This window comes from Flavobacterium ustbae (assembly GCF_003946915.1).
GTDB classification, from domain to species: domain Bacteria; phylum Bacteroidota; class Bacteroidia; order Flavobacteriales; family Flavobacteriaceae; genus Flavobacterium; species Flavobacterium ustbae.
The window spans coordinates 110544-131932 of the sequence record NZ_RPOC01000010.1; the positions used below are offsets into that span (position 1 = coordinate 110544).

Below are 21389 nucleotides of genomic sequence, written 5' to 3' on the forward strand. Positions count from 1 at the left end.
ACGACTCGAGCAATAGCGAACTGGCGAAGCAATTACACGAATTGCACTAATTTTTTTGAATGTATTTATAGCTTTAATAGAGAATTTATTTTTTTGCCACAGATTAATAGGATTCAAATGATTTTTTTTGAATCTCTAATGCTATACTTACTTGAATGAATTAAACTCCTGCAAATTTGCAACAAAAGAAAAAAATCCTTTTAATCTGTGAAATCTATGGCTAAAAAACCTAAAACTTAATATGTGGCAGTTTTTTTCCTAAAACTTCGATTTTCTGCTGTAGTTTGGCTAAGAATTTTTGATGCTGTTGCGATTCAGGATTAAAGCTTCTGTGATGCAGACTTTTCTGAATTTCGTCTACTTCTTTCATTATAGAAAAACTATCCTCTGAGATATTATTTTCAATGAAAACCTTCCAAATATAATCGATCGCAATTTGGTTGGGATGAAGCATATCTTCTGCATAAAAACGATAATCGCGAAGTTCATCCATCATGATTTCGTACGAAGGAAAGTATTCTAATTTTAGATTGCTGATTTTAGATTTTAGATTGGAATGCAGTGCTGTAAATAAATGTGATTTACTGAGCTGATTTTCTACAAAACCATCTTTGATATGACGTACTGGAGAAATGGTAAATATGAAATTGATATTTGGATTTAAAGTCTGAATCGACTCAATAGCATTTTGAATACTTTTCTGAATTGCTTCTGCAGATAATAATTCTTTTGAAAACTGCTTTTGAGGCACTTTGTGACAATTGGCTACTATTTCATCTTTTTCTAGATTTCTATAAATCCAAGAAGTTCCAAAAGTGATGATAATATGTGTGGCTTCTTTTATCTGTTTATGTGTTTCTGCAATTGCTTTATTGAGTGTTTCCAACAATTCCTGACGATCTGCGTTACTCAAATCAGAATGCACTTCGTAACTGTGCCAAAGCTCGTTATGAAAGAAAACATCTTTTTCTTCAAACCATTCTTGTTTCAAAATTCGATCAAATAATTTTTCAATGGAAACTGGATTGAAAATAATCCCAAAAGGATTGGTTTCATTCTGGAATTTAAAATAATCGAATTTATCCGCCATATTTTCTGCAAAACAAGAACCAATAGAAAGCACTTTCGAATTATAATCGATCGGATTGTTACTTTTTAAAATTGGGACTAGGGTTCTGAATTGCATAATATAGAATTTAAACACGAATTTCACCAATTTCTGCCAATAAAAAAACCAAATACAGAAAGTATTTGGTTTTGGATAGTTTTTCAGGTTCGAATATTTTAGTAAGTATATTCTATTTCGTATTCGACTGTCTTTCCATCACTTGTAAATGACGTATTTTTAATCGGATAACCTTTTTCATTATAAGTATATGTTGTTAAATAACTAGCGACATTTGTCCCATTATCAGACTTTGTTTCCTTAGTTACGTTATTTTTAGCATAATCACTCACTTCATTTAACAGCAAATCAAATCCTAAAATATTTTTCAGTGGATTATTTTTTGCGTCGTATTCATAAACTCGATCAGATTTTGGAGAACCAGAAAGCTCATTTTTAACCAAATTTCCTTTATTGTATGTTAAAGTACCATCTGTGCTTTTTGTTTCCACTTTTGTATCGGAATTTATGGAATAATTTACATAAGTAATTACAGCTTCAGAAACATGAGTATATACCGTTTTATAAATATATTGTCCTTCAGGATAATCTTCAGAAAATAATTCTCTGATAATTCTGGTCTTTAATTTTCCATTTTCATAGGAATAAGAAACCTCTGTATCCTTTATTTCTTTCCCACCTTCTATATCGTACTGAATTTGCTTTGTGATCATATTTCCATCATAAGTAAAAACTGTTTTGGAATCGTCTTCAACACTGCTGACAATTTTATTTCCGGCATAAGTTATAGTAATCTTAGTATTATCTTCCGGAAAATCAGGATAATTGTATGACATTGTTTTTGGTAATACTGAAGTATCTTCTTTATCATAAGAATTTTCATCACTTGAGCAGGAAGCAAATGTTCCTAAAATCAGGATAGAGAATAAAAATAATTTGTTTTTCATTAAGCGGTATTTTATTTGTTAGATATTTCAAATTTATTAAGAAGCTTTTTAACAAGCAAAAACCCGACACAAAATGTATCGGGCTTTTAAAATTCTTTTTTTTTTCTAATAGAAAAATTCTACTGTTTCTTCTTCAATACTTTCAACAGCTTTTACAGGATAATTAGCATCGTTGTAAGTGTATGTATAACTATACCAAAGTTCACCTTCTGCTTTATCTGTAAGCATATTATGAAGAACATCATTTGCTTCTGCATCTGTGAAATTAATTTTATTCCAACCTGCTACATTTTTCAAAGGATTGTTTTTTGTATCATAAGTATAAGTGTGGCTAGAATGTGTATCGTTTATCATTTCAACAACTTCTCCGTTTGAGAACTTAACTGTTCCTGTCGAATTAAGAGTAGTTTGTGTTGTAGCGTCTCCAATATATTCTTTAACTGTAACAGTACCATCAGTATTATAAGTGTAAACTTCTTTATTCCCCCAATCCATTTCCGGATCAATTCTTACAAATGTTGTCAACTTTCCATCAGTACTATATGCATATGTATTTACTTGTTCAACAGTTCCTCCAGGAAGTTTATATTCAAGTTTTGTAATTAAATCTCCTGTATAAGTATAATATGCATTAGATTCACCAGAATCATCAATTATACTTACAATTTTATTGCCATTGTAAGTATAGTTTGTTGTCACTTTTGATCCGTCAGAATAAGTTGAAATTGTCTTCTTTAAAAATACTGAATCCGTTGAACCATTTGATGGTGATTCATCGCTTGAACAAGATGTTAATAATAGAGTCAATGCTCCAAAAAGACATAAGATTTTTTTCATTTTGATTTGGTTAAATTGATTAATAGCGCAAACATAATACAACCAAAAATTATAACCTTACGGGTTTCCACATTCGCAACAAATAGTTTTTTTTCATATTAAAGCATCTCATTTTTCAGAAAAATCTATTAAAGAAAAAAACAATTATTATCAACTTTTACTGGAACTTAACAGCGTTAAAAAATTACATTTTTAATAACAAAAAACATAATCACAAACTAAAACAATTCCTTATTTTTGCATCTTCCATTTTTTTTTAAATCTTATATGAAATTATTATATATCTACATCATCAAACATAAAATGCTTTTGTTTTTTGCTTTGATAATGGCTACCATCAACATTTGTTTTAGTTTATCAGACTCTGTAATTACCGGAAAATTAATGCAGGACTGTGGGGTCGGAATCGCAAAATACAAAGGCAACGAAATGGGTTTTATCAAATCATTGGCTTTCTGGCTCGGATTATCACTGGGAGCCGCTATGATTTCGAGAATTACTAAAAACTTTCAGGATTATTTTACCAATGTTGTCATTCAGCGTACTGGCGCTCAAATGTACACAGACGGAATCAAGAAATCTCTTGATCTTCCGTATGCTGAATTTGAAGATCAGCGAAGTGGCGAAACTTTAAGTAAATTAACCAAAGTTAGAATCGATTCTGAAAAACTGATCACGCTTTCAATCTCTTTGATTTTTCAAACTATTATCGGCTTCATTTTTGTCATCGTTTATGTTGCCAGAATTGACTTGAGAATTTCTATTATCTTTTTAATCACAGCTCCAATTATTGCTCTGGTAAGTTTGTATCTGGGAAAAAAGATTAAAATAGTTTCTAGAAAAATCGTAAACCAAACCAATGCATTGGCGGGATCTACAACAGAAAGTTTACGAAACATCGAATTAGTAAAAAGTATCGGATTAACTTATCAGGAAGAAAAGCGTTTGAATCTTAATACATTTAAAATCCTTCAATTAGAATTACAGAAAATCCGTTTTATTAGAAGTTTAAGTTTTATACAAGGAACAACGGTTCATTTTTTAAGAACCTGTGTTGTTTTTGCTCTGTATTATTTCTTGTTTGGAGGAAAAATTATTGTCGGAGATTTATTGACAATGGTATTTTTTACCTTCTTTATTTTTGGCCCTTTACAAGAACTTGGAAATTTTATTATTGCATTGAATGAAACGAAAGTTTCTATGGAGAATTTCAAAAACTTACTGAGTGCTCCAAAAGAATTTCGTCCAAAAACACCTAAACATATTGGCGCGATTCAGAAACTACTTTTTGAAAATGTTAGCTTTCAGCATAAAACGGCTAAATTTAAGGCTGTTGAAAATATTAATTTTGAAATTAAACAAGGCCAAACTGTTGCTTTTGTTGGTCCATCTGGATCTGGAAAAACAACTTTGGTTAAACTTTTGGTTGGACTGTATACGCCTGCAGAAGGTCAAGTTTTATATAATGATATCGATTCGACCGAAATTGATTTATTAGACTTAAGGAAACAGCTAGGTTTTGTAACCCAAGATGCTCAATTATTCTCAGGAACAATTCGCGAGAACTTATTGTTTGTTAAGCCAAATGCAACCGACGAAGATTTGTACGATGCATTAAAAAGAGCCAGCTGCGATAAACTTTTAAGACGTGCTGAAGATGGTTTAAACACCACAATTGGTGAAGGCGGAATTAAAGTTTCGGGTGGCGAAAAACAACGTTTATCTATTGCGAGAGCAATTCTAAGAAATCCGAACTTATTGATTTTTGACGAAGCTACTTCGGCTTTGGATTCTATTACCGAAGAAGAAATTAATGATACGATCAGAAATATCTCTGATAAAAACAGAATTACAGTTTTAATCGCACACCGTTTATCTACTGTAATGCATGCCGATAGAATTTTTGTTTTAGAACAAGGTAAAATCATCGAGCAAGGTAAACATGAGGATCTGATTGTAGAAAAAGGATTGTACTACGCTATGTGGCGCCAACAAATTGGCGAGCGTAAATAGTTGCGCGTAAAGAATCTCGCAAAGTCGCAAAGCCGCAAAGTTTTTTTTAAGCTTTGTGGCTTTTCTTTTTATTATTTTTAAGTTTTAAAGATTTGCAACTACTCTCTTTATCCCAAACTTAATGATTGGAACATTGAAATTGATTAGCAAACCTAATTTCATTTTTGTGATTTTGAGATATGTTAAAACCTGTTTCGCATGCACATCTGTAACTTGTTCAATTGACTTGATTTCCAATATCACTTTATTCTCAACTATTAAATCTGCTCTAAAACCAATATCTAAATTTATCTGATCCCAAATTACAGGTAATACTTTTTGTTTTTCTACTCTTAGTCCTCTTTTAGTTAATTCATGATACAAAATAGCTTCATAAACAGATTCCAATAATCCTGGCCCAAGTTTCACATGTACTTTATAGCAAACATCAACCACAACAGCAGAAATTTCATTTTCAGTCATTTTTTAAAAATTAAAGTATAAGCTTACAAATTTAAAACTTTAAATAAAACGCTTTAAAGCTTAAAAAAAAAATAAACTTCGCGACTCTGCGTCTTTGCGAGATTAATTCTTCACAAAAAAAACTTAGCACTAAAATTAGCACAACAAAAAAGCCGCAAAGCTTAAAAGAATAAACTTTGCGACTCTGCGTCTTTGCGAGATTAAATAATTACTTCAAGAAATCTCCAGCTTTAGAAAGCGCCTCAGCAATTCCGTCAGCATTTTTACCTCCAGCAGTTGCGAAGAAAGGCTGACCTCCTCCGCCTCCTTGAATGTATTTACCCAATTCGCGAACTACTTGTCCTGCGTTTAGGTTTTTGGCAGCTACAATTTCTTTAGAAACATAACACGTCAACATTGGTTTTCCGTCGTTAACGGTTCCAAAAACAACGAATAGATTTTGGTATGAATTTCCTAACTCGTAAGCCAAATCTTTTGCGCCTTCAGGATTTAAATCAACTTGTTTTGCCAAGAATTGAACTCCGTTGATTTCTTGCAACTCTTTAGCCAAATCAGCTTTCATATTTTTAGCTTTATCTTTTAATAAAGCTTCCAATTGTTTTTTCAATTGAGTATTCTCGTCTTGCAATGCCTGAATCGCTTTTACAGGATCTGGAGCATTTTTAAGTGCTTCTTTAATTTCGCTGAAAGAAAGTGCCTGAGATTCAAAATATTCTTTTGCCGCTTCACTTGTAATCGCTTCAATTCTTCTAATTCCTGCAGCAACAGCTCCTTCAGAAACAATTTTAAAGTGCCAGATATCAGATGTATTGGCAACGTGAGTTCCTCCACATAATTCGACAGAATCGCCAAATTTAATTGTACGAACTAAATCTCCATATTTCTCACCAAACAAAGCAATTGCGCCGTCTTCTAGAGCTTGTTCTTTTGGAATGGCTCTTTTTTCGATTAATGGCAAACTCTCACGAATTCTTGCGTTTACAAAGTTTTCAACCTCTACTAATTCTTCGTCTGTAACTTTTGCGAAGTGAGAAAAGTCAAAACGCAATGAAGCATTACGAACCATCGAACCTTTCTGTTCGATATGAGTTCCTAAAATCTTACGCAAACCTTGGTGCAACAAGTGTGTAGCCGAGTGATTTGACGAAGTTTTTGCTCTCTGAATAGCATCAACAACAGCGTTAAAAGTTCCAGTTAAATTTTCTGGTAACGATTTTGCTAAATGTATAGTCTGGTTATTTTCTTTTTTTGTATCAATAATGTAAACGATATCACCGTTTTGGGCTTCCAAATACCCTTTATCTCCAGTTTGTCCTCCGCTTTCTCCATAAAAAGGAGTTGCATTAAAAACCAATTGGAAAATCTCACCATCTTTTGCACTTTCAACTCTACGGTATTTCGTAATTTTAACCTGATGTGCCAATCTGTCATAACCAACAAATTCTTGAATATCATCTTCCACAATTACATTCCAGTCACCAGCTGTTACTTTAGAAGCGGCACGAGATCTTTCTTTTTGCAATTGCAATTGTTCTTGAAATCCTTTTTCGTCCAGTTTCAATCCTTTTTCTGAAAGAATCAAAGCAGTTAAATCAATTGGAAATCCGTATGTATCATACAATTCGAAAGCTTTTTTACCATCGATCGTATCTCCTGTATTATTTAAAATTACAGCGTCTAAAAGAATTAATCCTTGATCTAATGTTCTTAAGAATGAATTTTCTTCTTCACGAATAACATTTGAACAAAGTGCTTTTTGCGTTCTAATTTCTGGGAAAGAATCTCCCATCTGCTCGCTTAAAGTTTCTACCAATTTATAGATAAAAGCTTCTTTCGTGTCTAAGAAAGTAAATCCGTAACGAATAGCACGACGCAAAATTCTACGAATAACATAACCAGCTCCAGTGTTAGAAGGCAACTGACCATCGGCAATAGCAAAAGCTACTGCACGAACGTGATCGGCTACTACACGAATTGCAATATTTACTTTTTCCTCAGCTTCATTTGATGCTTTTACGGTATATTTTGCACCTGTAATTGTTTCGATTTCTCTAATTAATGGCATGAAAACATCTGTATCATAATTTGATGTTTTTCCTTGCAAAGCCATACACAAACGCTCAAATCCCATTCCGGTATCTACGTGCTGCGCTGGAAGTTTTTCTAGAGAACCGTCTGCTTTACGGTTGAATTCCATGAATACGTTATTCCAGATTTCAACTACTTGAGGGTGATCATTATTTACAAGACTTTTTCCAGAAACCTGAGCTTTTTCTTCTGCAGAACGTAAATCAACGTGAATTTCAGAACAAGGTCCGCATGGTCCTTGATCTCCCATTTCCCAGAAATTATCTTTTTTATTACCTAGAATAATTCGGTCTTCGTCGATTAACTCTTTCCAAATATCCCAAGCCTCTTGATCAAAAGGAACATTGTCTTCTTTGCTTCCTTCAAAAACAGAAACATAAAGATTTTCTTTTGGAATTTTGTACACTTCTGTCAATAATTCCCAAGCCCAGTTAATTGCTTCTTTTTTAAAGTAATCGCCAAAAGACCAGTTCCCTAACATTTCAAACATCGTATGGTGGTACGTATCTATACCAACCTCCTCAAGGTCATTATGTTTTCCTGAAACACGAAGACATTTTTGCGTATCGGCTATTCTTGGACTTTTTGGAGTTCCGTTCCCTAAGAAAAATTCTTTAAACTGGGCCATTCCCGAATTATTGAACATTAAGGTTGGGTCGTCTTTAAGGACAATAGGAGCCGATGGAACAATTGTATGTCCTTTACTCTCAAAAAAATCTAAAAATTGTTTACGTACGTCTTGTGATTTCATATTTTAATTAGAAAATGTGTCTGTTTAATGTGTCAATTTGATAATTAGACAATTAGATAATTTGTGAATTTGATAATGCATTAATTTCGAAATCGATCATAAAAACTAATCGTTTAAAACAATAAATTCCTTATTTTGCGCATTATATAATTACCCCAATTATATAATTAACCTATGTTCTTGTAAAAAAGCTTAAATGACTGCAACATTTAGTAATATTGTTCGTCTAAGTTATTTTACAAGCTGCAAAAATAGCGTATTTTAAAATATGGCGAAAGTAAAATATTATTACGACTCAGAAAATCTGGCTTATACGAAAATAAAAACCAGAAAAAGAATAAAAATTGGTTACGCATTCCTATTTTTAGTGGCTTCGGCACTATTTGGATTTTTGGTTTTTGTACTTTTAATAAACACTCCTTATTTCGAAACTCCAAAAGATCGTTTGCAAGCCAGAGAAATTGAAAATTTAAAACTGCAATATGCTATTTTAAATAAAAAATTAGACGAAATTGATGAAGCTGCAGATGCATTAGAAGAACGTGACAATAATATTTACCGCATTTATTTTAACAAAGCCGAAATTCCAGATTCCATTAGAAAAGCAGGTTTTAAAAACTCTGATCGATATAAAACTTTGGAAGGATACAATAATTCGCAATTGGTTCTAAATACTACAAAAAGAATTGACAAACTTTCGAAGCAATTGGCCATTCAGTCTAAATCTTTAGATGAAATTTTAAAATTAGCTGGAGCTAAAGAGAATTTATTATTGGCCATTCCTGCCATTCAGCCAGTTCGAAATGAAAATTTAAAACGTGTAGCGTCAGGTTTTGGATACCGCATTGATCCTTTCACGAAAGTGCGAAAAATGCACAACGGAATGGATTTTTCTGCCAATACAGGCGCTCCAATCTATGCAACAGGAGATGGAGTTGTAGAAAGAGCCGACAATACTGCTTCTGGATATGGAAATCATGTTGTGATCAGGCACGGTTTTGGATATGAAAGTTTATATGCGCATTTAAGCAAATACAACTGTCGCCCGGGACAACGGGTAAAAAGAGGCGATGTTATTGGTTATGTAGGAAGCACGGGAAGATCTGAAGGTCCACATTGCCATTATGAAGTGCATAAAGACGGGAAAGTCGTAAATCCGTTGAATTTTTATTATGGAAATATTTCAGCTGCAGAATACGTAGTGATTTCGCAAATGGCAAATCAAGAAAACCAATCATTAGATTAATAGTACAAAAAATACTATTTTTGGAATAAAATAGAAAAAAACGAACCATGCATATTGAACTTTCTAAAGACAAAAGATATTACAGTATTGGCGAAGTTGCCAAAGCTTTTAATGTCAATGCTTCTTTGATACGATTTTGGGACAGCGAATTTGATATTCTGAAACCTAAAAAAAATGCCAAAGGAAATAGAATGTTCACGCCTGAAGATATTACCAACCTGCAATTAATCTATCACTTAGTAAAAGAAAGAGGATTTACGCTGGATGGTGCCAAAATACACCTTAAAGAAGGTCAGAAGAAAACGTTAGATAAATTCGAAATAATACGTAAATTAGAATCGATAAAAACGCAACTGAACGACATCAAAAACGAATTGTAATTAAAAATTGAAATAAACCTAAATTAAACAAATATGAAGAAAGGATTAATAATTCTTGGAGTTGTAGCTGTAATCGTTATCGGATTATATAGCTGGGCAAGTGGCATTTATAACACTGCGGTAACACTTGATCAAGACATAAAAGAAAGCTGGGGAAATGTCAATACTGCTTATCAAAGGAGAAATGATCTGATTCCTAATCTAGTAAATACTGTAAAAGGATATGCTAAACATGAGCAAAGCACATTAACAGCAGTAATAGAAGCCCGAGCTAAAGCGACTGGAGTTACTATTGACCCAACAAACGTTACTCCAGAACAATTAGCAGCATTCAATTCTGCACAATCAGGAGTTTCATCTTCACTATCAAAATTATTGGTAAGTGTTGAACAATACCCAAACCTTAAAGCTGATGCAAGCTTTATGAAACTGCAAGACGAACTGGCTAGTACAGAAAATCAAATCTTAACGGCAAGAACTCGTTTTAATGAAGCTGTTAAGCCTTACAACAATAACATTAATACTTTCCCAAGAAATATCTTAGCTGGAATGTATGGCCTTAAAGAAAAACCATATTTTGAAGCATCTACTGGAGCTGATAAACCAGTTGAAGTAAAATTCTAAATAAAGCATTTTAGAGTCAACGGTTTCGTTTGATTCTAAAATCTATCCCGATAGCTATCGGGACTTAACTCTAAAATCACCCAAATGTCAAAAGTAGAAGATTTTTTAACCAAAGAAGAAGAGCAAGAAATTGTTGAAGCTATTCGTATGGCTGAAAGTAATACTTCTGGCGAAATTAGAGTACATATAGAAAAAACAACTTCTAAAGTCCATTTTGATCGGGCTTTAGAAGTTTTTCATGAATTACGAATGGATGAAACTAAATTGCAAAATGGCGTATTGCTCTATTTTGCAGTAGAAGACAAAAACTTTGTAATTTGTGGAGACAAAGGAATTAATGATTTGGTAGCCAATGATTTTTGGGATTGTACCAAAGATATTATGACCAACCATTTTAAAGCTGGAAACTTTAAACAAGGAATTGTTGATGGTATCTTAAACGCCGGTACACAGCTTAAAAAATATTTTCCTTCTCAGGAAGATGATATAAACGAATTATCTAACGAAATCTCAAAAGGATAAATAATGAAAATTTCTAAAAACAAAATCACAAATTCCAATAGACTTTTTCAGATTACTTTTTTGTTTATCGCATTATTTATCAGCAATGCTATTTTTGCGCAATTTGAGATTCCGTCAAAACCAAGTTTTCAAACTTCTGTTTATGATTATGCCAACATTTTAAGTTCTACAGAAAAAACGCAATTAGAAGAAAAACTAGTTCGTTATTCTGATTCTACAACTACTCAAATTGTAGTAATCACCATCGAAAGCTTAAAAGGAGAAGATGTAAGCCAATTAGCAACAAAATGGGGACAGACTTGGGGAATTGGCGGAACTAAAGAAGACGATAATGGAGTTGTAATTCTTTTAGCTAAAAATGAAAGAAAAATTGCTATTAATCCTGGATATGGCCTTGAAGATCGACTCACTGCAGGAATTGGTGGCGAAATCATCAGAAATATTATTGTACCAGAATTTAAAGCAGGAAGCTTTTACAACGGACTTGATAAAGGAACCGATGCTATTATCGATGTTTTCAAAGGAAAGTATAAAGGCGAGCGTAAAACAGCAAAAAAAGGACAAGATTTTCCTATTCTTCCCTTTATCGTTATTGTTGTGATTGTTTTAATTTTACTTTCTCGAAATAAACGAGGAGGCGGAGGTAATTCTGGGAACAATGGCGGAGGCGGCCCTAGCCTACTTGATGTTATTATTTTAAGTAATCTAGGACGAAGTGGCGGTGGATTTGGAGGCTTCGGCGGAGGATCATCTGGTGGTGGTTTTGGCGGAGGCGGAGGCTTCGGCGGAGGTTTTGGCGGTGGAGGTTTCTCTGGCGGAGGATCTAGCGGAGGCTGGTAATTAAATTTTGTTTCCTATTTTAAGTTTTGTTTAAAGTTTCAAGTTATCTTTGAAAATATTTTAGTTTCAAAATTTAATTCATAATTTACAATTCATAATTAAAAATAGATGTTATCACATAAAGCAAAATATGCCCTTAAGGCCTTACTTTATTTAGCAGAACAAGACGAAAACCACATTTCTAGAACAGTAGAAATTGCGGATGGCGCTAATATTCCTAAAAAGTTTTTGGAACAGATTTTATTAGATCTGAAACGCGGCCGTTTTGTAAGCAGTAAGCAGGGAAAATTTGGCGGCTACTACCTGATAAAATCTAAAAATGACATTACTTTGGCAGAAATTCACCGATTATTTGACGGTGCAATTGCACTTTTGCCGTGTGCTTCTCTAAATTTTTACGAGCCTTGCTCTGATTGCAAAACCGAAGACGAATGCAGTCTGCGCCACGGCTTAATGCTTATTAGAGATAAAACTTTAAAGGCTATGGAAGGCATCACAATCGCTTCATTGGTGAAGAAATAAAAAAATATTTTTTAAATCCTAGTAAATCTATAGAATTAATTATATATATTTGCCAAAAATAATTAACTAATCATTTACAAAATTTTAACTCATGAAAGTACCTTCTAGTCAATCAGGTGGAAAAAATCTTTTGCAAAAAAAATATAACTATAAGTTCACAACTGTGAATGCCGCTTCATTTATGATATGTATGTGCTGGTAAAAAATTTAATTTTAAACTCTACTAATCACATATACTTAATATAAAAATGAAAACATCTATTAAAAATATATTTACAATACTTGCAGTTTTAACGTTCTCAATCTCATTCGCACAAAAAATTGAAGGAGTTGTAACTACAGATCAAAATATTCCTTTAGAAGCAGCCAATGTGGTAATTAAAGGAACAACATTTAGCACTATTACAGATTCTGAAGGCCGATTTTCGATAGAATCACAAGGAAAATTACCCGTTATACTTTTAGTTCAATATATTGGATACAAAACCAATGAGCTTGAAATTACGGCAATTCCTGCATCTCCTCTATTGGTAACTTTACGCGAAGAAAATCAATTGGTAGAAGTTGTGGTTTCTTCAAGAAGAAGAATTGAAAAAGTACAAGATGTACCAATTGCCGTTTCTGTTGTAACAGGAAAACAAGCAGAACAAGCTGGTGCATTTAACGTAAATCGTATAAAAGAATTGGTTCCTTCTGTTCAATTGTATTCTTCTAATCCAAGAAATACCGGAATCAACATTAGAAGTTTAGGTTCTCCATTCGGACTTACAAATGATGGTATCGATCCTGGAGTTGGTTTTTATGTAGATGGGGTTTATTATGCACGTCCAGCAGCAACAACTTTAGATTTCATCGATGTTGAACAAATTGAAGTTTTACGTGGTCCGCAAGGTTCTTTATTTGGAAAAAACACTACTTCTGGAGCTTTTAATATTACATCTCGCAAACCAAGTTTTACATCGGGTGCCGATTTTGAAGTGAGTTACGGAAATTATGCCTTTTTACAGGCTAAAGCTTCTATTACTGGAGCATTAGGAAAAAAAGTGGCAGGTCGTTTATCTTTTTCTGGAACACAGCGTGACGGTTTAATCGATAACATTGCAACAGGAAGACCAACCAATACTTTAAATAATCAAGGTTTTAGAGGACAAATATTATGGACTCCTACAGAAAACACAAACATTATTTTTGCAGGAGATCTTACAACACAGCGTCCTGACGGATATGCGCAGGTTGTTGCTGGTGTTGCCCCTACTCAAAGGGCTGCATACCGTCAGTTTGATGCTATTATTGCCGATTTAAATTATCAATTGCCAAGTTTAAATGCTTTTGACCGAAAAATAGATCACGATACACCTTGGCGTTCTGGACAGGATTTAGGAGGGGTTTCGTTAAACATTGATACTAAAATTGGCGGTGGAACATTGACTTCTACAACAGCTTGGCGTTTCTGGAACTGGGATCCGTCAAATGATAGAGATTTTACAGGATTACAGGTTTTAGCAAAATCTCAAAATCCAACCAGACAAACACAAATTACACAAGAGATTCGTTATGCTGGACAACTAACATCCAAAATTAGCGGTGTTGCTGGAGTATTCTTTATCGATCAAACTTCGCAAACAGATGGTACAGAAGAATCTGGTAATGCACAATGGAGATTCTCTCAAAACTCAACAAGTCCATTATGGAAAACTCCCGGTCTCTTTGAAGGTTACGGAATTAAAACCGACGCAAGAATTAGAGCTTCGAGTGCGGCTGTGTTTGGACAGCTTGATTGGGCTGTTACAGAGAGATTCCACATTTTGCCAGGTTTGAGATATAATTTTGATAAAAAAGATGCTAGTTATTCTCGTAAAACTTATGGAGGTCTTCAGACAACAGATCCAGCCTTGTTGGCTTTGAAAAAATCAGTTTACTCTGATCAAGCATTTGATTCTGACACAGATAACACAGACTTTTCTGGAAACTTAACGCTTACTTACAAAGCATCAGACAAAATCAATGTTTATGCTACTTATGCTAAAAGCTACAAACCAGTTGGAGTTAACGTAGCTGGGCTTCCAACAAATTCTGCAGGACAGCCATTGACTGAACTTGCTGTAGTAAAACCAGAAAAAGTAAACCATTATGAAATTGGAGTAAAAACATCTCCATTTAAAAATTCAATTTTCAACTTAACGTTCTTTAATACCGATATCAAAGATTTTCAAACCAACGTTCAGGCAGCTGAATTGGGTGTAAACCGTGGTTATCTTGCCAATGCAGACAAAGTTCGCGTAAGAGGTGCAGAATTGGATGCTAGTTTTGTTATTAATTCACATTTAACAATTAATGGTGCTGCAACTTATACAGATGGCAAATATGTGAAATTCACCAATGCACCGCTTCCATTAGAAGAAACTGGAGCGCCAGTTGCCTTCAAAGATGTTTCTGGAACTGAATTGCCAGGTGCTTCAAGATGGGCAGGTTCACTTGGAGGAGAACTTTCTGATCATGCAAAATTCTTTGGAAACGCAGGAAAAATTTACTTCGCAGCCGATGGTTATGCACGTTCTGAATTCTCTTCAAGCCCTTCCGCTTCAAAATATTTAATTGTTCAAGGATACGCAATTTTCAATGCTCGTTTAGGTTTCCGTGCATCGCAAGGTTTATCTGTTCAGTTTTGGGGACGCAACCTTTTAAATAAAGATTACTACGAGCAATTATTGCCTGCAGGTGGTAACTCAGGACAATATGCTGGAGTTATTGGTGATCAAAGAACTTATGGAGTTACATTGAAGTATTCTCTATAAGCGGTTAGTTAGCGTTAGTATTAAAAACGAGGTGTATCTTAAAAATACATCTCGTTTTTTTATTTATCTTCAAAACAAACCTTAATCTGTTGTTTTTAAAACTTTTATAGTCGTTCTTTTATTTTTAAAATATTGAAATTTAATGTTCTTTTAAATTTTCATAATTTGAGCACTACAATACAGACTTACTACAATTTTACTATTTCAGAAAACGAAATTTCATTTGATCCTTATTGGTACAGTAAATCAAACGGTGTAGTAAATTCAATTTTAGGCATTTTAGCTTTAGTTAGTGGCTTTCTTGTATTGGAGTTCACTAATTCTAGAATGGGACTATTTGCCGCTCTTATCACATGTTTCATTCTACTTTCAAATACTCTTTATTTATTATTAATTCGAAATAAAACTTCTTTGAAATTTGATAAGTCACGAGATTCTTTTTACAAGATTACGCCCATTAGTAAAAAGAAAATATGCAAACTCAGTTTCATTTTTGCTATTGATTCAAAATCAAAATCCGATACTTTTTATTATCAATTAACTGCACAAAAAAGAAATTCAGTCAAAAACTTCCGTTTTACTGCTGTAATAAAAAGCACTGATGGAGATAATCCAGAGATTCGTTTTTTACAAATGGAAATAATTCCTCAATTAGAATTATTTTTAAAAATTAATAAAAAGACAAATCACCTTTTTGGTTTTGAAGAAACTTCGATTTAAGTTTAAATCATTTGCAAAAAATAAAACTATCACAAAATAGAGCCAAAAAGCATCTTAAAAAACAATCTCAAATTCAATTCGTATATTCTGTTTTCTATATATTCGCAGCCAGAATTTGTAGTATTGAAAAAGTACCAGAGAATATTTTTTATTATAATCTTGGCGAGCCAGCTTTTAAGCGGGCAAAACCAAAGAAAAATCGACCAGCAGACTTTAACCTGGATTCGATATTATAATATTTTTCCGTTAAGCGAAAAATGGGCAATTCATTCTGAATTCGACAATCGAAGCTTTGTAAATCCCATTCACGAAAATCTTTTTGTTATTCGATCTCAAGCTCGCTTTAGGGCAACTAAAATGATCGATTTGGGCGCTGGATTTGCCTATTTTAATGTCAATACCCAAAATCCGAATGTTGATCCAGATTTTTCTATTCCAGAATATCGAGCGCAACAAGACATCACTTTGATTAATGATATTGCCAAAATTACTTTTCACAACCGTTTTCAGCTAGAAGAAAGATTCATTCAAAAAGCGGATAAAAATGGATTATTGAATGAATTTTCATTTGCTTACAGATTTCGATACCGATTACAATCAAAATTTACAATTTGGGAAAAAGAAAAAAGAAGTATTAAAGGGACTATTTCCGACGAAATTTTATTCAATTTCGGAAAAGACAATCGAAGAAATACTTTTGACCAAAATCGTATTTACGGTGCTATACGTTATCATTTCAATCCAAATCTCGGTTTAGAATTGGGGTATTTAAAAAACTTCCAACGACGAGCCAGCGGTGTAGATTTTTACGATCGTGATATTATTCGACTTACTGTTTATCACAGAATTAATCGAAAATTTTAGATTTTAGATTTTAGATTTTAGATTTTAGATTTTAGATTTTAGATTTTAGATTTTAGATTTTAGATTTTAGATTTTATTAAAAATCCTAAATCAAATTTCATTTGATTTAGGATTTTTTTTAACCTTTGCCCCTTTGTCCCTCAGAACCTTAGCCCCTTAAAAAAAACTACGATCCCCTCTGTCTCTTTCCTCCTTTTTTGCTTTCGGCAAAGTTTCCAATTTTATAGGCTAACGAAAACATTACATAACGTTTTAAAACAGTATTTTCTTCGTCTCTAATAGAAGTTGGCGAAATAGTTCTGGTTGCGCTTTGATTCTGATTTAATACATCATAAACTTTTACTTTTGCGTATAGTTTTTTATCCAAGAATCCGTAAGACAAACTAGTGTTCCAAAGGAAAAAATCTTTTCTGAAATCGTCTGAAATATTCGAATTATAAGTATATCCAAAATCATTTCCGAAGATTAAATTGGCAGGCCAATAAGAAGTTGTCTGCATATTAATTCTATGAATTACGTTTGAAGTGGCGTCTCTAGAAAAGTTTTCGTATCGTGTTTCATTGTACGACAAACTATACGACGGCGCAATCGAAAGCACCTCTCCATAATCATACGAAGCATAAACGCTCGGCGTAATTACCACCGATTTTGCATAATACAAAACCGCATTTGTAAATCCTTTATCAAAATTATAATTACCGCTTAAACGCAAACCGTATCTAAGGGTATGCGCATCTTTTTTAATCTGCTGGTTCCAGTTTCCTCCAACCGAAGCCGAATAAGTTCCTGAAATATTAACATAAGTCGTATTTCTTTTTCCACTATCATCATAAATAGAAGTCGAAACTATGTCATTATTATAGTAATTCCCTTTAAGAAATAAGCTATAACCTGAACGTGTTCTAAAATCAAAATTTTTAAAATCAATTCCCGCGGTATTTTTTTCAATCGGATTTAAATCTGGATTACCAATTACACTATTCAGCGGATTATTTAAATCTGCAACTGGCATTAACTGTGTCGCTGACGGAAGCGCATTAGAATAATCATATTTAAAAGTTAAGTTTTTAGAACGATTAAATTTATAACGAAACTGAGCCGTTCCGTATGGAAGCATATATCTTTTATTTAAATCTGTAGCTTGATTTAAGTAAAACGAATGATTATCAAACTCAACAATTGAAGTTCTAGAATTGATATTAAGAGTATATTTACTTTTTTGCCAGCTAATACCAACTTTTGGCGTAATCGAATTTTGTTTCGACGTGGTATAATTGGTCAGCAATAAATTTAAATCTGAATATTCCTGAGATGCATCGTCAAAATTAAAAGTCTTTTGATCGTTCATCGAACTTTGCCAGTCAAAATCGGTACCGAAACGCACACGAAGCGAATCAGTAATGGGTTCCGTATATTCTACATCAAGCGAATATGCATCACTTTTTGACGTGTTTTTTGCGTTCTGATTTCTTTCGTCATTTGGTTTTGCATCCTGATAAAAAATAGTTTCAGAAATATTAATTCCGTTCGAATCATTTTTTGTGTTATTGTTATTAAAAACTACACTCAAATTTCGAGATTTCTTTTCAAAAGTTTTATTGAAATTAATGCTGTTTGCAAAACTCGTATTTGAGTTTTCTGTATGCGAATTTGCAGTACTTTCGTTCAATGCTTCACCATTTTCATTTTCAGAAAAAGACGAAGATGAAGAATTGCTATTCGATTCAGACAAATTCAATTTTGGAGCAAAAACAATCTGCATCGTAGGATTGATTTTGTATTCTAATTCGAAGTTGACTTTATTTCCAGTATTTTCATTTCTCGTTTTAGAATCTGCTTCGGTCAAAATATTCCCCGTTGGCAATAAACTCAGCTGATTGGATTTGCTATCATTTTTAGTCACCGAATTTGTAAAGTTGTAACTGCTCATAAACTCCAAATCCTTTGTCCAGTCATCAGAATAATTAATTCCAGCCAAAGTCGATTGCGTAATTCCTTTTCCTCCACTGCCTGAATTCTGATTGCCACCTCTTGCATTTCGTCCGCCACCCATATTGTCAAAAACATCATCCATAGAAAATCCGGTTGAGTTGATGTTGTTTGACGAAGCCAAAACACTAATTTTTTGTTTGTTTTTAAAGAAGTTCATCATTAAACTGCTCTCATAGCGTTCATCTGAGCCATAACCTCCAAGTACTTTACCGAAATATCCCTTGTTTTTCTTTTCGTCAATAGTGATATTTATGCTAGAATAATCTGAAGTCGATTCTTGTTTGGCAAGCTCTTCTTTTCTGGTTTTAAAATCAGAAACCTGAACTTTTTTAATTATATCGGCAGGAAGGTTTTTAATGGCAATAGCTCCGTCTTTATCAAAAAAAGCTTTTCCGTTGACCAAAACCTGATTGACTTCTCGCCCATTTACCGTAATTTTTCCTGTATTATCTACATCAAATCCTGGCAGCTGTTTCAATAATGTTTCTACATTGGCATCTGGACGCACTTTATAAGAACCAGCATTAAATTCTAAAGTATCTTTTTTAATTGTAATAGGCGGTGCTTCGCTTTTAATTACTACTTCGTCTAAAACATTTGCGTTTTCAAGCATATACAATTTACCGAAGTCTTTACTTTCTGTAAGTCCTTTTTGCTCTTCATAATAGGCCTGATATCCGGTATAATTTACTTTTAAGAAAACTGGTTTATCATACTTTTTAGTATTAATGATAAAATTTCCGTTTTTGTCCGTTGTGGCATATTCAATAATCGTAGAATCTTTTACAGCAGTAAAATAAACAGTTGCCAGTTCTATCGGAAGCTGAGAATTGATATCGACTACAGTTCCTTTAATAACAATATTGTTTTGGGCATTTGTCGAATAAACAAAAGCTAAAAACAATAGAAATGAATAAATCTTGGTCATAAAATTAGGTTAGTTAGATCAATAAGACTTAAAAAAAGCCAAAAGGTTTAATTGTGTTTTTTACATTTATCCAAATATAATGCCAATAAAAAATTGATTCTGTAAATTATCTAGACACAAAACATAAAAAAGTCCCCTATTCTTAGGGGACTCGCTTTTTATTTTTCTCTTATGTAAATATCTATTGGAACTCCTGCAAAATCCCATTTCTCACGAATTTTATTTTCAAGGTATCGCTTATAAGGTTCTTTAACGTATTGCGGTAAATTAGCAAAAAACACAAATTGTGGCGTTTGAGTAGGCAATTGCATGCAATATTTAATTTTTACATACTTACCTTTTGTCGCTGGTGGCGGATACGCTTCAATAACTTTTAGCATATATTCGTTGAATTTTGAAGTTGCAATTCTTTGTTTTCTATTTTCGAAAACCTGAACTGTAGCTTCCAATGCTTTTAACAAACGCTGTTTCGTCAAAGCAGAAACGAATAAGATTGGCACATCGGTAAAAGGCATTAATTCTTTTTTGATTTTTTCTTCGTAATCACGTGTAGACATGGTATCTTTTTCTACCAAATCCCACTTATTTACCAAGATAACAACGCCTTTACGGTTTTTCTCAGCCAGCCAGAAAATACTTTGATCCTGACCTTCAAATCCGCGAGTTGCATCTATTACCAGAATACAAATATCTGCATGTTCGATTGCACGTACAGAACGCATTACAGAATAAAACTCTAAATCTTCTTTTACTTTTGCTTTACGGCGAATTCCTGCAGTATCAACCAAGTTGAATTCAAAACCAAAACGGTCAAATTTAGTATCAATAGCATCACGAGTTGTTCCTGCAATATCGGTTACCATAAAACGATCTTGACCAATTAATGCGTTGATAAAACTAGATTTACCAGCATTTGGACGGCCCACTACAGCAAAACGAGGCAAAACAACTTCTGGCTGAACTGGTTCTGGTTTTACTGGAAAAGATTCGATTAAAGCATCTAATAAATCTCCAGTTCCGCTTCCAGAAATACTGGCAAACGTATAATAATCACCTAAACCAAGATTATAAAACTCAATCGCATCTTTCTCACGCATTGCGTTATCAACCTTATTTACGGCCAATAAAACTGGTTTTGTTACTTTACGAAGCAATTTTGCAACGGTTTCATCCATTGGTGTAATTCCTTCTTCAACATCAACCACAAAAATAATAACATCTGCTTCGTCGATAGCAAGTTCTACCTGCTTACGTATTTCTCCTTCGAAAACGTCATCAGACCCTCGAACGTATCCACCTGTATCAATGACAGAAAACTCTTTTCCGTTCCACTCGCTTTTACCATAGTTTCTATCACGGGTAACCCCAGATACTGAATCTACAATAGCTTCTCTTCTTTGTATCAGCCTATTAAACAGGGTCGATTTCCCTACGTTAGGTCTTCCTACTATCGCAACAATGTTATTCATTTATTTGAATTTTAGATTTTGGATCGCAGATTTTAGATTTCAATTTGCTTGAAATCAAGATTCTTATAAATCCAAAATGCTGTTTTTTAATTTTTTGCAAAGGTAGGGAAAAAAAGTTGCTGAGCTACTAAGTTTCTAAGTACCTAAGAATTTTGTTAAATTTTGTTTCTCCCGAAGCCTCGGGATAAGGTTTTACGTTTTAAAACTAAAACCAGATCTGGTTATTAATCTTATTTTTTAGGAGCTAATTCCAGCTGTTCGCT

17 protein-coding genes are annotated in these 21389 nt (G+C 33.4%); 10 read left to right on the forward strand and 7 right to left on the reverse strand.

Annotation, left to right across the window (positions count from 1 at the left end; translation table 11 throughout):
• Positions 1-229 precede the first annotated feature (229 nt).
• The 3 genes from EG814_RS13905 to EG814_RS13915 form a co-directional block, all read right to left on the reverse strand.
• Positions 230-1186, reverse strand: a complete 957-nt coding sequence (locus EG814_RS13905) for a GSCFA domain-containing protein (RefSeq protein ID WP_125722506.1) — start codon at positions 1184-1186, stop codon at positions 230-232.
• A gap of 98 nt (positions 1187-1284) precedes the next feature.
• On the reverse strand, positions 1285-2073 hold the full coding sequence (locus EG814_RS13910) for a hypothetical protein (RefSeq protein WP_125722507.1): 789 nt from the start codon (positions 2071-2073) through the stop codon (positions 1285-1287).
• A 105-nt stretch (positions 2074-2178) separates the two neighbouring features.
• Complete coding sequence (locus EG814_RS13915; RefSeq protein ID WP_125722508.1) at positions 2179-2910, reverse strand: membrane lipoprotein lipid attachment site-containing protein; 732 nt, start codon at positions 2908-2910, stop codon at positions 2179-2181.
• Between the two features lie 267 nt (positions 2911-3177).
• On the opposite strand from EG814_RS13915, the gene EG814_RS13920 reads away from it, so the two are divergent.
• Positions 3178-4923 carry an ABC transporter ATP-binding protein gene (locus EG814_RS13920; RefSeq protein ID WP_125722509.1) on the forward strand — a complete coding sequence of 582 codons (1746 nt, stop codon included), beginning with the start codon at positions 3178-3180 and terminating at the stop codon, positions 4921-4923.
• 84 nt (positions 4924-5007) lie between these two features.
• Here the strand turns inward: EG814_RS13920 and EG814_RS13925 are convergent, their stop codons facing one another.
• Positions 5008-5385 (reverse strand): GxxExxY protein, encoded by a 378-nt coding sequence (locus EG814_RS13925; RefSeq protein WP_125722510.1) that lies wholly within the window; start codon positions 5383-5385, stop codon positions 5008-5010.
• Positions 5386-5593: 208 nt separating this feature from the next.
• Complete coding sequence (gene alaS / locus EG814_RS13930; protein WP_125722511.1) at positions 5594-8224, reverse strand: alanine--tRNA ligase; 2631 nt, start codon at positions 8222-8224, stop codon at positions 5594-5596.
• Between the two features lie 268 nt (positions 8225-8492).
• On the opposite strand from alaS, the gene EG814_RS13935 reads away from it, so the two are divergent.
• The 9 genes from EG814_RS13935 to EG814_RS13975 all read left to right on the forward strand — a co-directional run bounded on the left by EG814_RS13935 (position 8493) and on the right by EG814_RS13975 (position 16737).
• Positions 8493-9470: a M23 family metallopeptidase gene (locus EG814_RS13935; RefSeq protein ID WP_125722512.1), complete on the forward strand. Its 978-nt coding sequence runs from the start codon at positions 8493-8495 to the stop codon at positions 9468-9470.
• 47 nt (positions 9471-9517) lie between these two features.
• Entirely contained in the window at positions 9518-9850 is a 333-nt protein-coding gene (locus EG814_RS13940) for a MerR family transcriptional regulator (RefSeq protein ID WP_125722513.1), read from the forward strand.
• Between the two features lie 33 nt (positions 9851-9883).
• Positions 9884-10474, forward strand: coding sequence for a LemA family protein (locus EG814_RS13945; RefSeq protein WP_125722514.1), 591 nt, complete (start codon positions 9884-9886; stop codon positions 10472-10474).
• A gap of 84 nt (positions 10475-10558) precedes the next feature.
• On the forward strand, positions 10559-10996 hold the full coding sequence (locus EG814_RS13950) for a TPM domain-containing protein (RefSeq protein WP_125722515.1): 438 nt from the start codon (positions 10559-10561) through the stop codon (positions 10994-10996).
• A gap of 3 nt (positions 10997-10999) precedes the next feature.
• Complete coding sequence (locus EG814_RS13955; protein WP_125722516.1) at positions 11000-11836, forward strand: TPM domain-containing protein; 837 nt, start codon at positions 11000-11002, stop codon at positions 11834-11836.
• 108 nt (positions 11837-11944) lie between these two features.
• The gene (locus EG814_RS13960) at positions 11945-12358 is read left to right on the forward strand and encodes an RrF2 family transcriptional regulator (RefSeq protein WP_125722517.1); all 414 of its coding nucleotides are present in this window, start codon (positions 11945-11947) and stop codon (positions 12356-12358) included.
• Between the two features lie 248 nt (positions 12359-12606).
• The gene (locus tag EG814_RS13965; protein ID WP_125722518.1) at positions 12607-15153 is read left to right on the forward strand and encodes a TonB-dependent receptor; all 2547 of its coding nucleotides are present in this window, start codon (positions 12607-12609) and stop codon (positions 15151-15153) included.
• Between the two features lie 132 nt (positions 15154-15285).
• On the forward strand, positions 15286-15873 hold the full coding sequence (locus EG814_RS13970) for a hypothetical protein (protein WP_125722519.1): 588 nt from the start codon (positions 15286-15288) through the stop codon (positions 15871-15873).
• A 123-nt stretch (positions 15874-15996) separates the two neighbouring features.
• Entirely contained in the window at positions 15997-16737 is a 741-nt protein-coding gene (locus EG814_RS13975) for a DUF2490 domain-containing protein (RefSeq protein WP_235830977.1), read from the forward strand.
• Positions 16738-16903: 166 nt separating this feature from the next.
• Here the strand turns inward: EG814_RS13975 and EG814_RS13980 are convergent, their stop codons facing one another.
• Positions 16904-19657, reverse strand: a complete 2754-nt coding sequence (locus tag EG814_RS13980; RefSeq protein WP_125722520.1) for an outer membrane beta-barrel protein — start codon at positions 19655-19657, stop codon at positions 16904-16906.
• A 158-nt stretch (positions 19658-19815) separates the two neighbouring features.
• Positions 19816-21126 (reverse strand): ribosome biogenesis GTPase Der, encoded by a 1311-nt coding sequence (der, locus tag EG814_RS13985; RefSeq protein ID WP_125722521.1) that lies wholly within the window; start codon positions 21124-21126, stop codon positions 19816-19818.
• Between the last annotated feature and the right edge of the window lie 263 nt (positions 21127-21389).

What these genes read in the sequence shown, in the direction of transcription:
- EG814_RS13915 (WP_125722508.1), bottom strand. Translation starts at nt 2,910, where the DNA reads ATGAAAAAAATCTTATGTCTTTTTGGAGCATTGACTCTATTATTAACA.
- EG814_RS13905 (WP_125722506.1), bottom strand. Translation starts at nt 1,186, where the DNA reads ATGCAATTCAGAACCCTAGTCCCAATTTTAAAAAGTAACAATCCGATC.
- der (WP_125722521.1), bottom strand. Translation starts at nt 21,126, where the DNA reads ATGAATAACATTGTTGCGATAGTAGGAAGACCTAACGTAGGGAAATCG.
- EG814_RS13925 (WP_125722510.1), bottom strand. Translation starts at nt 5,385, where the DNA reads ATGACTGAAAATGAAATTTCTGCTGTTGTGGTTGATGTTTGCTATAAA.
- EG814_RS13965 (WP_125722518.1), top strand. Translation starts at nt 12,607, where the DNA reads ATGAAAACATCTATTAAAAATATATTTACAATACTTGCAGTTTTAACG.
- EG814_RS13980 (WP_125722520.1), bottom strand. Translation starts at nt 19,657, where the DNA reads ATGACCAAGATTTATTCATTTCTATTGTTTTTAGCTTTTGTTTATTCG.
- alaS (WP_125722511.1), bottom strand. Translation starts at nt 8,224, where the DNA reads ATGAAATCACAAGACGTACGTAAACAATTTTTAGATTTTTTTGAGAGT.
- EG814_RS13910 (WP_125722507.1), bottom strand. Translation starts at nt 2,073, where the DNA reads ATGAAAAACAAATTATTTTTATTCTCTATCCTGATTTTAGGAACATTT.
- EG814_RS13940 (WP_125722513.1), top strand. Translation starts at nt 9,518, where the DNA reads ATGCATATTGAACTTTCTAAAGACAAAAGATATTACAGTATTGGCGAA.
- EG814_RS13945 (WP_125722514.1), top strand. Translation starts at nt 9,884, where the DNA reads ATGAAGAAAGGATTAATAATTCTTGGAGTTGTAGCTGTAATCGTTATC.
- EG814_RS13950 (WP_125722515.1), top strand. Translation starts at nt 10,559, where the DNA reads ATGTCAAAAGTAGAAGATTTTTTAACCAAAGAAGAAGAGCAAGAAATT.
- EG814_RS13955 (WP_125722516.1), top strand. Translation starts at nt 11,000, where the DNA reads ATGAAAATTTCTAAAAACAAAATCACAAATTCCAATAGACTTTTTCAG.
- EG814_RS13960 (WP_125722517.1), top strand. Translation starts at nt 11,945, where the DNA reads ATGTTATCACATAAAGCAAAATATGCCCTTAAGGCCTTACTTTATTTA.
- EG814_RS13935 (WP_125722512.1), top strand. Translation starts at nt 8,493, where the DNA reads ATGGCGAAAGTAAAATATTATTACGACTCAGAAAATCTGGCTTATACG.
- EG814_RS13920 (WP_125722509.1), top strand. Translation starts at nt 3,178, where the DNA reads ATGAAATTATTATATATCTACATCATCAAACATAAAATGCTTTTGTTT.